Source organism: Mesorhizobium sp. M2A.F.Ca.ET.046.03.2.1, assembly GCF_003952425.1.
Lineage (GTDB): Bacteria > Pseudomonadota > Alphaproteobacteria > Rhizobiales > Rhizobiaceae > Mesorhizobium.
This window is the reverse complement of record NZ_CP034449.1, coordinates 1,184,140-1,197,780: the sequence shown is the minus strand read 5'-3', so window position 1 is coordinate 1,197,780 and position 13,641 is coordinate 1,184,140. Positions and strand designations below refer to the sequence as shown.

Annotated in this window: 13 protein-coding genes; 12 read left to right on the top strand and 1 reads right to left on the bottom strand. The window is 62.2% G+C overall.

The annotated features are described in order from the left end of the window. Nucleotides 1-28: 28 nt before the first annotated feature. Entirely contained in the window at nt 29-193 is a 165-nt protein-coding gene (locus tag EJ072_RS35830) for a hypothetical protein (protein WP_189343226.1), read from the bottom strand. Between the two features lie 354 nt (nt 194-547). Here EJ072_RS35830 and hemN point away from each other — a divergent pair, with 354 nt between their 5' ends. The 12 genes from hemN (at nt 548) to trbG (ending at nt 13,641) form a co-directional block, all read left to right on the top strand. Further along, nucleotides 548-1,891 (top strand): oxygen-independent coproporphyrinogen III oxidase, encoded by a 1,344-nt coding sequence (gene hemN, locus EJ072_RS05790; protein ID WP_126078935.1) that lies wholly within the window; start codon nt 548-550, stop codon nt 1,889-1,891. Between the two features lie 404 nt (nt 1,892-2,295). After that, nucleotides 2,296-2,685 (top strand): hypothetical protein, encoded by a 390-nt coding sequence (locus tag EJ072_RS05785; RefSeq protein WP_126078934.1) that lies wholly within the window; start codon nt 2,296-2,298, stop codon nt 2,683-2,685. Nucleotides 2,686-3,249: 564 nt separating this feature from the next. Next, on the top strand, nt 3,250-5,280 hold the full coding sequence (locus tag EJ072_RS05775) for a conjugal transfer protein TraG (protein WP_126078933.1): 2,031 nt from the start codon (nt 3,250-3,252) through the stop codon (nt 5,278-5,280). A 116-nt stretch (nt 5,281-5,396) separates the two neighbouring features. After that, on the top strand, nt 5,397-5,810 hold the full coding sequence (locus EJ072_RS05770) for a CopG family transcriptional regulator (RefSeq protein ID WP_126078932.1): 414 nt from the start codon (nt 5,397-5,399) through the stop codon (nt 5,808-5,810). After that, on the top strand, nt 5,807-6,775 hold the full coding sequence (trbB, locus tag EJ072_RS05765; protein ID WP_126078931.1) for a P-type conjugative transfer ATPase TrbB: 969 nt from the start codon (nt 5,807-5,809) through the stop codon (nt 6,773-6,775). Before EJ072_RS05770 ends, trbB begins: the two co-directional genes overlap by 4 nt. 11 nt (nt 6,776-6,786) lie before the next feature. Further along, nucleotides 6,787-7,095: a TrbC/VirB2 family protein gene (locus EJ072_RS05760; protein ID WP_095776539.1), complete on the top strand. Its 309-nt coding sequence runs from the start codon at nt 6,787-6,789 to the stop codon at nt 7,093-7,095. Then, entirely contained in the window at nt 7,095-7,367 is a 273-nt protein-coding gene (locus tag EJ072_RS05755) for a VirB3 family type IV secretion system protein (RefSeq protein ID WP_126078930.1), read from the top strand. Before EJ072_RS05760 ends, EJ072_RS05755 begins: the two co-directional genes overlap by 1 nt. Further along, on the top strand, nt 7,361-9,814 hold the full coding sequence (gene trbE / locus EJ072_RS05750; protein WP_126078929.1) for a conjugal transfer protein TrbE: 2,454 nt from the start codon (nt 7,361-7,363) through the stop codon (nt 9,812-9,814). Before EJ072_RS05755 ends, trbE begins: the two co-directional genes overlap by 7 nt. Further along, on the top strand, nt 9,811-10,542 hold the full coding sequence (gene trbJ / locus EJ072_RS05745; protein ID WP_095811626.1) for a P-type conjugative transfer protein TrbJ: 732 nt from the start codon (nt 9,811-9,813) through the stop codon (nt 10,540-10,542). The genes trbE and trbJ overlap by 4 nt, the downstream gene beginning before the upstream one ends. Nucleotides 10,543-10,568: 26 nt before the next feature. Beyond that, nucleotides 10,569-11,891, top strand: a complete 1,323-nt coding sequence (gene trbL, locus EJ072_RS05740) for a P-type conjugative transfer protein TrbL (protein ID WP_126078928.1) — start codon at nt 10,569-10,571, stop codon at nt 11,889-11,891. After that, nucleotides 11,892-12,623, top strand: a complete 732-nt coding sequence (trbF, locus tag EJ072_RS05735; RefSeq protein WP_126078927.1) for a conjugal transfer protein TrbF — start codon at nt 11,892-11,894, stop codon at nt 12,621-12,623. After that, nucleotides 12,613-13,641, top strand: coding sequence for a P-type conjugative transfer protein TrbG (gene trbG / locus EJ072_RS05730; protein WP_126078926.1), 1,029 nt, complete (start codon nt 12,613-12,615; stop codon nt 13,639-13,641). Before trbF ends, trbG begins: the two co-directional genes overlap by 11 nt.

Below are 13,641 nucleotides of genomic sequence, written 5' to 3'. Positions count from 1 at the left end.
GTGGAGCATGCCGGTTAGCAACGATTGGTTATCCCTTTGGCCGCCCCTCACGCTGCTTGGCTGTGCCTACGGGCAACCCCGCCAGCGACGTGAACGGCGCCTTGACGTAAGTGATCTGCTTGTCCGAAGGATCCTGCGCGGCGAGCGCGGTCACGCCGGCGGCGGTCAGCGCGTCGAGGTCTTTGGACGCCAAGGTTGCATTGGAGTCGCCGCCCGATCCGGTCGATATCGAAGCTGGGATACTGGCCGAGCCCGCATCCGACTAGTCAGATGCGGCATGCCGCCTTCCAGCAGCGTCTCCTCGCCCAGGCGGACGCTGAAGGGAAGGGGATAAGATAGTAGCCCCAAACGTGTGCACGATCCTCTCGACGGGAAACCCATGGCGCTTGTCGCTGACCAGCGCGTCCTCATACCGTCGCTGTCCAGCCAAGGCTGAACAGCGCTTATCGCTGCGAATCAGACCGAAAGCGGAACGGCCTGATATAGCGCAAAGACACAGGAGAGCGCAGTGGTAAGGATGGAAGGCATCAACATGGGACGGTAACTATTGCAGACCACAAAAGATCGCGAGGTCCGCCTGCCTTGGTACACCATCTATCCGACTGTCTCGGAGTTCTCTGGGGCGGTCGGCGCCGAGGCTTATGAGGAATGGCTCAGGAACCTACCGACTGACGATCCGGCGTCACTTTACTTGCACGTTCCGTTCTGCCGATCAAAGTGCTGGTTTTGCGGCTTTCCCACCGCAATCACTCGCCATGATGCGCCGATCTTCAATTATCTGGCGGCGCTGCATGACGAGATACGTTTGGTCTCGGAGCACGCGCCGCAGGCGCTGCCCGTCAGCGATGTGCATTTTGGCGGGGGAACGCCAACTCTCATGGGGCCAGTAGAGTTCCTCGCCCTGATGGAGTTGCTGCGCCGCCGCTTTGCGCTCGAAAAAACGGCTACGATCGCCGTCGAGATCGACCCACGCACGTTCACGGCCGACATGGCCGAAGCCTTGGAAGCAGCAGGCGTGAACCGCGCGAGCCTCGGCGTGCAGAGCTTCGATCCCATTGTTCAAAAAGCGATCAACCGGGTCCAAACTGAGGCGCAAACCGCGGCTGCCGTCGAAATGCTGCGTCGGCATGGAGTGAGAAGCATCAACTTCGACCTCATCTTTGGTCTCCCGCATCAAACGGTGCAATCTTGCGTCGAGACCACGAGAGCGGCGGTCGCCATGCGCCCCAACCGGCTTGCGGCGTTCGGCTACTCCCACATCCCGTCCTTTATTAGGAATCAGCGCCTCATCGAGGAGGCATCTCTTCCAGGCAGCGCTGCCCGCGCCGAACAGGATGCGGCCATTGCTGTGACGCTGATTGCCGCCGGCTACCGAGAGATCGGGCTCGACCATTTCGCCTTGCCGGACGACGATCTCGCCCTGGCACAGAAAACCGGTCGCCTGCGGCGCAACTCGCTGGGTTACTCGGCCGACACCTGCAAAACCGTGATCGGTTTCGGCGCGTCGGCTATCGGGCGTGTCGGCGAGGGTTACGTCCAGAACGAGGTTACACGGGATTCCTACAGCCGGCACATCGCAGCTGGCCGTCTGGCGACGTCAAAGGGCTACCGTCTTACCGACGAAGACCGCGCGCGAGCCGCAATCATCGAGCGATTAATGTGCGATCTCGAGGCCGATGTGCCGGCAATCTGTGCCGCCCACGGGTCTGATCCGATCCATTTTCTCGAATCAGCTGAACGCTTGGCGATGCTTACTAAGGACGGAATTGTGGACATCGAAAAGGGTTTTGTCCGCGTATCGCGGCAGCATCGCTTTGCGATTCGCTCTGTTGCTGCCGCATTCGATGCTTTTCTCGACCGGGGTGCCCCGCGAGTCAACCAACGAGTGTGAGGGAGGCCAAGGCGACGCCGAAGGGAAAGTCGAAGCACATGCGGTTTGCCTTCTTGTAGGTCAGGATTTCTTAGCCGTCGCCGGCGTAGCGGGGCTCAAGCGGCTTCCCGCCCTCGAAGAAGGCCACGGTAAGGGCCCAACGAGCCTCGAGATCTGCGTCCGATAAGCGGACGGCTGCAGAGGCGAGGCGCAGATTGGCGAAGCGGCGCGGAAGCAAAAGTTTCTCAAGAGTGGTGCAGAAGCCGGGCCTCGTTAACGCCCGTGAGCGCCCCTCAGGAGCGGCAGCCAAGGAGCAGCCGTCTGTCGGCGGTCGACTAAAACGATCGGCGTGTGGAGTTGGTCGACACCTGTGAACAAGCCGTGTGCGACATTGCAATAATCCATCTAATGGCTCAACTGCCCACATGGCCGTGAATGAACTGGATTTGTTGGTTTTCCAGATGGCAGTGGAAAGCGTCCGCTCACTCTGCTTGAGCTTCAATGACAAAGCGGCGGAAATAGCAGCGAGGAGCCGCGGAACCCTGCTTTTCGACGCGCGGGTCGACGATGACGCCGACATCCAGCGGATCGCGGCCATCCGATATCGAGACGACCAGATGGGTGTGGTGGCGTTGGACAGACAAGGCCTTGTTAGCCGCTACTGCGTCGTAAATGGTACCTTTTCCCGCTTCATTGTGCCGTTGGAAACTTGGGCCAGCATGCCGGTGTCAATGCAGGCCAAAATCGATGTCACTCACCTAGCTAGCCTGTTCCTAGAGGCGTTGCGAAATGCGGGTCATATGCTTTGCAACTAGCGCTTGGCGGAACGCGTCTGTGGACATCCGCGTGGGCGTTGAAACGGTGGCCCATCGAGATTCTGCAGCGCGCCGATGTGCCACGGCCGGGGAGTGATCGCGGCCTCTGTTCGACAGCATCGCCGGCGAACCTTGCCACACAATGAATGTCGTCAATTCGGCGTCCGATAAGATCGCCCAAGATACACTCAGCGCCCAATATGTCCCAGCTCGCCTGAGAAATTCCCGTGGCGGGCAGCCGACCTCGCGAGCCGACCTCGATAGGCCTGTTGTACCTCAGATCGGGTTCGATGTTCAGGATTTCCTCAGCGGCTTGCCCGCACGCTACCGCCAGCTCCCCGACCAAATATCCGACGTGCTCACGAGAGCACGAACGATACCGGCCCCCCTCTGACACAGCAGTCAAGACTTGCTCGGGAATGCCCGAATATCGATACCCACCTCGAAGGAGAGCAACGGCGCGCCAAACCCTCTCATCGCACCAAGTCGTACATAGAGTGCATTCCTCTTCCGCCCGCCCCGGGCGATGCTCGATCCACCTCTCCAGAACAGCGGAGCAATCCAATGACGCCCACAAAGCTTCTGATTGGGCAGATCGCCATTGTGTTCGCCATCGTTCTGATCGGCGTGTGGGCTGCCACGCAATGGTGCGCTCAAATGCTGGCCTTTCAGGAACAACTCGGCGCGCCATGGTTTGTCGCGGCTGGCTGGCCGATCTACGAGCCGTGGAAACTGTTGGAATGGTGGTTCCAATTCGATGCCTATGCGCCCGAGGTATTCGACAAGGCGGGCATGCTTGCGGGCACCAGTGGATTGATGGGCTTTGCCGCTGCAATCGCTGGTTCCCTGTGGCGCGCGCGCCAGCGCGGGTTGGTTACTACCTATGGCTCCTCTCGATGGGCGGCGACGCGGGAGATCGACAAAGCAGGGCTGTTTCAGCCGGCCGGCGTCTTCCTTGGCAAACTGCAGGATCGGTATCTGCGTCATGACGGGCCGGAGCACGTCATGGCGTTTGCGCCGACACGTTCGGGCAAGGGCGTCGGACTGGTTGTCCCAACTCTTCTCTCCTGGTCCGGATCGGCCGTCATTCACGACATCAAAGGCGAGAACTGGCAGCTGACCTCCGGCTGGCGGTCGAAGTTCTCGTATTGCCTATTGTTCAATCCGACTGATCCGCGATCGGCCCGCTACAACCCACTCTTGGAAGTGCGCAAAGGTCCGAACGAGGTCCGCGACGTTCAGAACATCGCCGACATCTTGGTCGATCCTGAGGGCGCGCTGGAGCGGCGTAATCATTGGGAGAAGACCAGCCATTCACTCTTGGTCGGCGCCATCCTGCACGTCCTCTATGCCGAGGAGGAAAAGACACTCGCTCGGGTCGCCACGTTCTTGTCGGACCCGCAGCGCTCATTTGTTGCAACGCTACAGCGGATGATGACGACCAACCATCTGGGCGCGGCGGAAAGGCCTCAAGTACACCCCGTTGTGGCTTCTGCGGCGCGCGAGGTGCTGAACAAGTCGGAGAACGAGCGTTCAGGCGTCCTCTCGACCGCCATGTCTTTTCTCGGGCTCTACCATGATCCGACCGTGGCTGCAGCCACTTCGTCTTGTGACTGGCGGATCGCCGACTTGATGGATGCCGCGCGGCCTACATCGCTCTATCTGGTCGTGCCGCCATCTGACATTTCGCGCACCAAGCCTTTGGTGCGGCTGATCCTGAACCAGATCGGCAGACGGCTCACGGAGCGCCTCGAGGGTGACCCAAAGAAGGGTCGCAAGCATCAACTGCTCATGATGCTGGATGAGTTTCCGGCGCTCGGTCGCCTCGACTTCTTTGAGACCGCGCTCGCCTTTATGGCCGGTTACGGAATTCGCGCCTACTTGATCGCGCAATCGTTGAACCAGATCTCCAAAGCGTATGGCGAGAACAACGCCATTCTGGACAATTGCCATGTGCGAATTGCCTTTTCCTCCAACGATGAGCGCACGGCCAAGCGAATCTCGGACGCGCTTGGCACGGCCACGGAATTGAGATCGATGCGCAACTATGCGGGCCACCGGCTGGCGCCCTGGCTCTCGCATGTCATGGTGAGCCGCCAGGAAACCGCCCGGCAGCTGCTGACACCTGGCGAGGTGATGCAATTGCCGCCTTCGGACGAACTGGTGCTCGTTTCGGGATTGCCCCCCATCCGCGCCAAAAAGCTGCGCTACTACGAGGATCAGAATTTCACCGAACGGATGCTGCCTGCGCCGGTGCTGCATGACACTCTCTACGCAGACTCCCCTGCGCCGCGCCAAGACGACTGGACTGGCCAAGTACGCCGAGTCGACCGTCGTCTTGCCTCCGACGACGAAAACGCTGGCGCCGCGCTTGCCGACGAGGGAGGTGTTCAGCAGCAGCGCCATCCCGGCCTGCCCGAAGAACATACCGCCGTCACCCGGGAACCGGACCAGGACGATCTGTCCCCACCCGCAGATGATGATAGCGAGGCGATGGCCGACAAGCGCGTCATGGACCGGATCTCCACCGTCGGGCGTGCCTATGGCATCAACGAGGGAAGGGGCGACGACAAGGACATCGTGCCCGGCTTCTGAACGCCGGCGCGTAGCCGGCGTACTTCAGCGTAGATAACGGCCATAAGCGATTTCGGGGGTTTGGCCGATGCTTGTTCCCGTCGCCAACGCAACGCCGGCCCGTCGGAACAAGCCGCATGAAGACCCCCCGCATTCGTCACCAGTTTCTGCTCGAACCCGAATTGAGCGAGAGGCTGGAGAACCTCAGTCGCGATCCCTCGACGACCAAATCAGCCATTGTGGCCAAGGCGGTTGAGGCTTTTATCGAGCGGCGTGGCGAGAACGAGCTCGACCGGCGCTACGGTGTGCGGCTCGATCGTCTTTCACGCGACCTCGTTCAAGTCCGGCGCGATGCCGAAATGATCCTGGAGAGCCTGGCGCTCTTCATTCGCTTTTCGATCACGCTTCACGCGCACACGCCTGTCCCAGACAAGGCGACGCAAGCCATTGCCCAGGACCGTTTCGACAAATTCGTCGAGCAGGTCGGTCGCCAGATTGCTTCCGGGAAACGGTCGCTCGGCAAGGAGAACGGCAGGGGAGGGGAACGATGAGCTCTCATCCGGAGGCCGACCATCGTCGCCGCGCGATGCTGCGCACCGCCATGGGCCCTGCGATCACCGAGGCGCTCTCCGATTCATTGGTTATCGAGGTGATGGTCAATCCCGACGGCGCGCTGCGGCTCGACCGGTTGGGCGAAGGCCGGGTCGATACCGGCGTGCACATGCATCCTTCGGAGGCGGAGCGCATTATCCGCCTGGTCGCGTCCCATATGCGCGCCGAGGCCCATGCCGACAACCCGATCGTCAGTGCGGAACTGCCGTCGGGCGAACGATTCGAAGGACTGCTGCCGCCTGTGGTGCTGGCGCCGTGCTTCGCCATTCGCAAACCAGCGGCAAAACTCTACACGCTGGCCAACTATGTCGCCGACCGCATCATATCGCCGCTGCAGGCCGATGCGCTGAGGAAGGCAGTGCGCGAGCGGCGCAATATCCTGGTCGCAGGCGGCACGTCCTCGGGCAAGACGACCCTTGCCAATGCGCTGCTCACCGAAGTCGCCGACTGCGACGAGCGGGTGATCCTGATCGAGGATACGCGCGAGCTGCAATGCGCAGCAAAGGACTGCGTTGCCTTGAGAACGAGGCGTGGTTCTGTGACGCTTGCCGATCTCGTGCGCTCCACGCTCCGGCTCAGACCCGACCGCATCATTGTCGGCGAAGTGAGGGGCGCGGAAGCGCTCGATATGCTCAAGGCATGGAACACGGGCCACCCCGGCGGCATCGCCACGGTTCACGCCAATTCGGCGCGCTCCGCTCTTTACCGTATTGAGCAACTCGCTCAGGAGGCCGTCGTCACCGTTCCTCGACGCCTCATCGCCGATGCGATCGATCTGATCGTCTTCATCGCCGGGCGCGGATCATCGCGCCGCGTCGACGCGATTGCTGAGGTCACCGGTCTCGACGGCAGCGGCGATTACGCCGTCACCCAGCTCACGCCTCCTCAACTCCAGCAGCTTTGAAAGGTCACTTCATGCTCAAGAAGCTCCGCTTTCTTTCGTCCACCGCGCTCGCGCTTCTAGTCACCGCCCCGGCATACGCGGCTGGTTCCGGCATGCCCTGGGAACAACCGCTGCAGCAAATTTTGGAATCTGTGCAGGGCCCGGTCGCCAAGATCGTCGCGGTGATCATCATCATCACCACCGGCCTGACGCTCGCCTTTGGTGACACGGCAGGCGGTTTTCGCCGGCTTATCCAGATCGTCTTCGGGCTGTCGATCGCATTCGCGGCATCGAGTTTCTTCCTCTCCTTCTTCTCCTTCGGCGGCGGGGCACTCGTCTGATGGCCACCGGAGAACAGCATATCGAAGGCTTCGAGGTGCCGGTTCACCGCGCTTTGACCGAACCGATCCTGCTGGGCGGGGCGCCGCGAGCGGTAGCGATCCTCAACGGCACAGTTGCCGCAGCCATCGGGCTCGGCCTTCAGCAATGGATAGCGGGGCTGGTGCTCTGGACTGCCGGCCACACGCTGGCGGTCTTTGCCGCCCGCCGCGATCCGGACTTTGCCAGCGTGCTTGTCCGGCACCTTCGTCTGAGGGGGTGGCTGGCATGCTGAACCTTTCGGAATATCGCGGGAAGGCCGACCGGCTTGCCGACCATCTGCCCTGGGTCGCACTCGTCGCGCCGGGCATCGTGCTCAACAAGGACGGCAGCTTTCAGCGGACGCTGCGGTTCCGCGGCCCCGATCTCGAAAGCGCGACGGAAGCCGAACTTGTTGGCATTTGCGCGCGGGCAAACAATGCGTTGAGGCGACTTGGTTCCGGCTGGGCATTGTTCTTCGAGGCCGAACGCGTCGAAGCGTTGGGCTATCCTCAATCGCGTTTTCCCGACCCTGCCTCATGGTTGGTCGACGAAGAACGCCGCGCGGCCTTTGAGGGCAAGGTGGCGCATTTCGAAAGCCGCTATCACCTGACCTTGCTGTTCATGCCATCGCCCGACAGCCAAGCGCGGGCGGAAAGCGCGCTCGTCGACTCGCATCATTCCGAAGGCGAACGAGACTGGCGCCAGGAGATGACGCGGTTCCGTGATGAAACCGCGCGTGTGCTGGACCTTCTCTCCGGCTTCATGCCCGAAGTGCGCGGGCTCGAGGATGCCGAGACGCTAACCTACCTGCACGGCACAATCGCGACCCGCCGCCACCCGGTCACAGTGCCGGAAACGCCGATGTATCTCGACGGCTTCCTCGTCGACGTGCCGCTTACCGGCGGCCTGGAACCGATGCTGGGCGATCAGCATCTGCGTACCCTCACCATCCTCGGCTTCCCGAACCTCACCCGGCCCGGGATCCTCGACGCCCTCAATAATCAGGATTTTGCCTATCGCTGGGTGACGCGGTTCATTCCGCTCGACAAGACTGCCGCCACGAAGACGCTGACACGGTTGCGGCGGCAGTGGTTTGCCAAGCGCAAGTCAATCTCGGCCATCCTGCGCGAGGTTGTAACCAACGAGCCGGTCCCGCTGGTCGACAGCGATGCTGACAACAAGGCGCACGATGCCGACGAAGCCCTTCAGGCGTTGGGTGGCGATCACGTCGGCTTCGGCTATCTCACCACTACCGTGACGGTGTGGGACGAGGACCGCCAAGCCGCCGCGGAAAAACTTCGCGCCGTCGAGCGCGTCATCAATGGACTCGGCTTCACCACCATCCGCGAAAGCGTCAATGCGGTCGAGGCCTGGCTCGGCTCGTTGCCCGGTCATGTCTACGCCAATATTCGCCAGCCGCTCGTTCACACCCTGAACCTTGCCCACCTCATGCCGCTGTCGTCGGTGTGGGCCGGCCCGGCGACGAACGAGCATGTCGCGAAAGTCACCCAGACCGACGCCCCGCCGCTTCTCTTCGCCGAGACGAGCGGGTCAACTCCGTTCCGGCTTTCCACCCATGTCGACGATGTCGGTCACATGCTGATCGTCGGTCCGACCGGCGCCGGCAAGTCGGTGCTGCTTGCGCTGGTAGCTCTGCAGTTCCGACGCTATGCCGGCGCGCAGGTCTATGTCTTCGACAAAGGCAATTCCGCTCGTGCCGCAACGCTCGCCATGGGTGGAGAACACCACGCATTGGGGGCGGACGGTTCTCTTGCCTTCCAGCCGCTTCGCAATATCGGCGACCATGCCACGCGCAGCTGGGCCGCCGAATGGATCGCCGGCCTCATTGCTCATGAGAACGTAACTCTCACGCCCGAAGTGAAGGAGGCGGTCTGGTCGGCTCTCAGCAGCCTTGCCACTGCGCCAGCGCAAGAACGCACACTGACGGGCTTATCGGTCCTGCTTCAGTCAAACGCGCTAAAGTCCGCGCTGATGCCTTACACACTCGACGGTCCCTTCGGCCGGCTGCTCGATGCTGATGACGATCTGTTGGCCTTGTCGGATGTGCAGTGTTTCGAGACCGAGCAACTGATGCACAGCCAGGGCGCCGTCACGACGCCGGTGCTCACCTATCTCTTTCATCGTCTTGAGGAGCGGTTCGACGGACGGCCGACACTGCTCATGCTCGACGAGGCGTGGGTCTATCTCGACAATCCGTTCTTCGCCGCGCGGATCCGCGAATGGCTGAAGGTGCTGCGCAAAAAAAACGTGTCGGTCATCTTCGCCACGCAGTCGCTTGCCGATATCGCTGGTTCTTCAATCGCGCCGGCAATCATCGAGAGCTGCCCACAACGGATCTTTCTCCCCAACGATCGTGCCGTGGAACCGCAGGCGAGGGCAGCCTACGAACGCTTTGGTCTGAACGAACGGCAGATCGAACTGGTCGCCCGCGCTACGCCAAAGCGTCACTACTATTTGCAATCGCGCCGCGGTAATCGCCTCTTCGAGCTTGGCCTCGGTCCCATCACGCTTGCGCTTTGCGGCGCGTCCGATCCGGCCACGCAGACGCTCATCGATAGCGTGCTGTCCAAGCACGGGCAGGACAGCTTTGCCTCCCGATTCCTCGGTGCACGCGGCCTCGATTGGGCCGCCGAGCTTCTCCGGCAATTCCCTCAATCTGACATGGAGCAATCGTCATGATGCGACGCCGCTTTCTATCCAGCCTGATCACTCTTTCCCTGATCGCCAAGCCGATGGCTGACTATGTCCAGCCGGCTTACGCCCTGATCGTGTTCGATCCCTCCAACTATACGCAGAACGTACTCTCGGCGGCGCGCGCATTGGAGCAGATCAACAACCAGATCCAGTCGCTGCAAAACCAGGCCACCATGCTGCAGAACATGGCGCGCAACCTTCAGAGGCTGGATTTTTCCTCGGTCGGCCAACTTACCGGTTCGCTCCAACGGATCGACGGTTTGATGGACCAGGCGAGCGGCCTGAGCTTTGATCTCGGCAAGCTCCAGGACCAGTGGCGAGAGCAGTATCCGGAAAGCTACGATGCCACCATCAAAGTGAGCGATGCGGCCACCGCCGCACGTGAGCGTTGGCAGAGCGCCATGCAGGCATTCCGCCAGACCATGGGTGTGCAGTCGCAGATCGTCGAGAATGTCCGCGGCGACGGCGACCTGCTTGCCGATCTCGTCCGCCGCAGCCAAGGCGCGGCCGGTGCGCTTGAGGCAAGCCAGGCCACCAATCAGCTGATCGCGCTTTCGACCAAGCAGCAGATGCAGATCCAGACGCTGCTCGCGACGCAGTTCCGGGCCGAGGCCGAGGATGCCGCGCGCAAGGCGCAGTCCGAGGAAGCAGCCCGCCAGACGACGAAGCGCTTCCTGGGCACCGGCACGGCCTATCCGGCAACTGATCACTAGCACTTCAACATGAGGAAGGCGGCGGCATGAACGACCTTGGCGTCATCGATCGCTTCATGGAGACTTTTATCCGCTATATCGATAGCGGGTTCGGTCTGCTTTCGGTCGACGTCGCCTTCCTCACTACGATTCTAATTGGCATCGACGTCACCCTGGCAGGCCTCGCCTGGGCATTCGGGGGCGAGCCCAACATTCTCGGCCGCCTCCTCCGCAAGGTGCTCTATGTCGGCGTCTTCGCCTTCATCCTGAACAATTTCAAAACCCTTGCCGACATCATCTATCGGTCTTTTGCCGGTCTCGGCATCAATGCTTCTTCCGGCAATCTATCGGCCGACAATCTGCTGCATCCAGGCCGCATTGCCGCGACGGGCTTCGAGGGCGCGTGGCCGCTTCTCGATCAGGCGAGCCAGCTTCTTGGCTTCCCCGAAATTTTTGGCAACGCCCTCACCATCTTCGTGCTGCTCTTGGCCTGGTTCCTGGTCATCATCGCCTTTTTCATTCTCTCCATCCAGCTCTTCATCACCATCCTGGAATTCAAACTCACGACGTTGGCAGGCTTCGTTCTCGTGCCCTTCGCGCTGTGGAACCGCTCGTCGTTTCTCGCTGAACGCGTGCTCGGCAACGTGATCTCGTCGGGCATCAAGGTGATGGTGCTCGCCGTCATTGTCGGTATCGGCTCCACGCTCTTCGGCGAGTTCGCTTCGGCGCTCCAGGGCAAGGAGCCCGACCTGGCGGCGGCCATGTCACAGGTGCTGGGCGCGCTGGCGCTGCTTGGGCTCGGCATTTTCGGGCCTGGGATCGCCTCGGGTCTTGTCTCCGGCGCGCCACAACTTGGCGCGGGCGCAGCACTTGGGACTACCGCGGCGGCAGCCGGTGCGTCGCTGGTGGCCGGAGGTGCGGCATTCGCCGGCGCGCGCATGGCAACTGGCGGCGGGCTTACCGCCATCCGAGCCGGTACGACCATGGGCTCGGCGGTTTCCTCGGCGTGGCAGTTGGGACGAGCAACCTCGCCCGAGACCGGCCTGTCCGGCGTGGCTGCTGGAATGCAGGGCGTGGCGGGTGCCGCCAGCGGTACCGCGATGCGAGCGGCACGATCTGCTGGCGGAAGCTTCCGGCGCAGCGCTGATGCCGGACGCGAAGCCGCATGGACCGCCACCGGCGGCGCGCCGACCCCGTCGATGACCGGGGGCCCGTCCAGTACGGCCGCTGGCACCGCGCCCAATTGGGCAAAGCGCTTGCGTTCTGAACAGACTGCTCGTGCTCATCGCCACGCCGCCGTGCAAGCCGTCCGTGACGGTGACAGGCCTGGAGGCAGCGCCAATCCCTCTCTCAACGACAAGGACGACTAGATGCTCTTCAAGCGACCCGTTCAACGTTACGGCAAGACGCCCGAGCCGGTCACGCCGTATCAGAAGGCCGGCCAGCTCTGGGATGAGCGCATCGGCTCATCGCGGGTGCAGGCCCGGAACTGGCGCCTGATGGCTCTTGGCTGTCTGGCCATGGCGACTGGGCTCTCCGGCGGCCTCGTTTGGCAGTCGATGCAAAGTCGCGTTGTGCCTTACATCGTCGAGGTCGACCGCTTCGGCGAGGCGCGTGCCGTTGCGCGGGCAATCCGGGACTACGAGCCCACCGACGCGCAGATCGCGTGGCATCTTGGCCGCTTTATCCAGAATATCCGTTCCGTTTCCACCGATCCGGTGCTGGTGCGCCAGAACTGGCTGGCAGCTTACGATTTTGCCACCGACCGCGCCGCACGCTTCCTCAATGAGTATGCCAAGGCGGACGATCCCTTCGGTCAGATCGGCATGCGCAGCGTGTCGGTGCAGGTGACCAGCGTGGTCCGGGCTTCCGACAGCTCGTTCCAGGTCAAATGGACCGAGCAGGTTTTTGAGCGCGGCAGTCTCGCCAGCACGACGCGCTGGACTGCGATCCTCACCGTCGTGATCCGCCCGCCAAGCAATACGGACCAGCTGCGCAACAACCCGCTCGGCGTCTTCATCAACGCAATCGACTGGTCGCGCGAACTCGACAGCGTCGCGCCGACACCCGTTTCCCCGAAGGAGCCCGCCGATGACAAATAGAGCACCATCGTTCCGTGCAGCACTGATCCTGTCCGCGTCAGCAGTCGTCCTCTCCGCCTGCGCGTCGAAGCCGGTGCCGCCGCCTCAGATTTCCTATGACACTGCCGACTTCAAACCGGCTGCGGTCGAGAAACCGCCGGAGAAGCCGGTCAAGATCGTCGAGGTACCAAAGCCCCTGCCGCTGCCAGGCCAGTTGCAGCCTGACCCTGGCAAGATTGTCGACGACAAACGCTCTCCCGAAGAACGCGTCGCCGACGCCAACCAGGCGGCAACGCAGCAACCCACCAAGTATGGCTATGTCAATGCGGTTCAGGTCTATCCCTTCACAGATGGCGCGCTCTATCAGCTCTATGCCGCGCCGGGGCGTGTCACCGATATCGCCCTACAACCGGGCGAGAAGCTAACAGCCGTGTCGGCCGGCGACACGGTGCGCTGGGTCATCGGCGACACCGTCAGCGGCACCGGTGACAATCAGCGCACCCATGTGCTGGTCAAACCGTTCGCCCCGGCGCTTAGCACCAATCTGGTGATCACCACGGAACGGCGCACATACCATTTGCAGCTTCAAAGTACCGAGAAGACTGCCATGGCGGCGATCTCCTGGACCTACAGCGAAGACCAGATCATCGCGTTACGCCAGCGGAATACGCAGGCCGACGCCGCCATGCCGGCAGCTTCAAATGTGGCGCTCGAAAACATTCGCTTCCGCTACTCGATCAGCGGTGACACGCCGCCTTGGCGGCCGACGCGTGCCTTCGACGACGGCAACAAGGTTTACATCGAATTCCCGCGTCGCATCGATCAGGGCGAGGCGCCGCCACTCTTCATCGTCGGAGCCGACGGCAGCAACCAGCTCGTCAACTACCGCATGCGCGGCAACTACTACATCGTTGACCGTCTGTTCGCCGCGGCCGAACTGCGCCTGGGCAGCAAGCAGCAGCAAGTGGTCCGCATCATCAGGGTCGACGGCCGGCAACCGCCGCGGCGAATACCGCTCTTTGCGCGGTCCAGCAGGTGA

Coding starts and splice junctions, on each gene's coding strand:
- EJ072_RS05785 (WP_126078934.1), top strand. CDS start 2,296: ATGGCCGTGAATGAACTGGATTTGTTGGTTTTCCAGATGGCAGTGGAA.
- EJ072_RS05775 (WP_126078933.1), top strand. CDS start 3,250: ATGACGCCCACAAAGCTTCTGATTGGGCAGATCGCCATTGTGTTCGCC.
- EJ072_RS05770 (WP_126078932.1), top strand. CDS start 5,397: ATGAAGACCCCCCGCATTCGTCACCAGTTTCTGCTCGAACCCGAATTG.
- trbB (WP_126078931.1), top strand. CDS start 5,807: ATGAGCTCTCATCCGGAGGCCGACCATCGTCGCCGCGCGATGCTGCGC.
- EJ072_RS05760 (WP_095776539.1), top strand. CDS start 6,787: ATGCTCAAGAAGCTCCGCTTTCTTTCGTCCACCGCGCTCGCGCTTCTA.
- EJ072_RS05755 (WP_126078930.1), top strand. CDS start 7,095: ATGGCCACCGGAGAACAGCATATCGAAGGCTTCGAGGTGCCGGTTCAC.
- trbE (WP_126078929.1), top strand. CDS start 7,361: ATGCTGAACCTTTCGGAATATCGCGGGAAGGCCGACCGGCTTGCCGAC.
- trbJ (WP_095811626.1), top strand. CDS start 9,811: ATGATGCGACGCCGCTTTCTATCCAGCCTGATCACTCTTTCCCTGATC.
- trbL (WP_126078928.1), top strand. CDS start 10,569: ATGAACGACCTTGGCGTCATCGATCGCTTCATGGAGACTTTTATCCGC.
- trbF (WP_126078927.1), top strand. CDS start 11,892: ATGCTCTTCAAGCGACCCGTTCAACGTTACGGCAAGACGCCCGAGCCG.
- trbG (WP_126078926.1), top strand. CDS start 12,613: ATGACAAATAGAGCACCATCGTTCCGTGCAGCACTGATCCTGTCCGCG.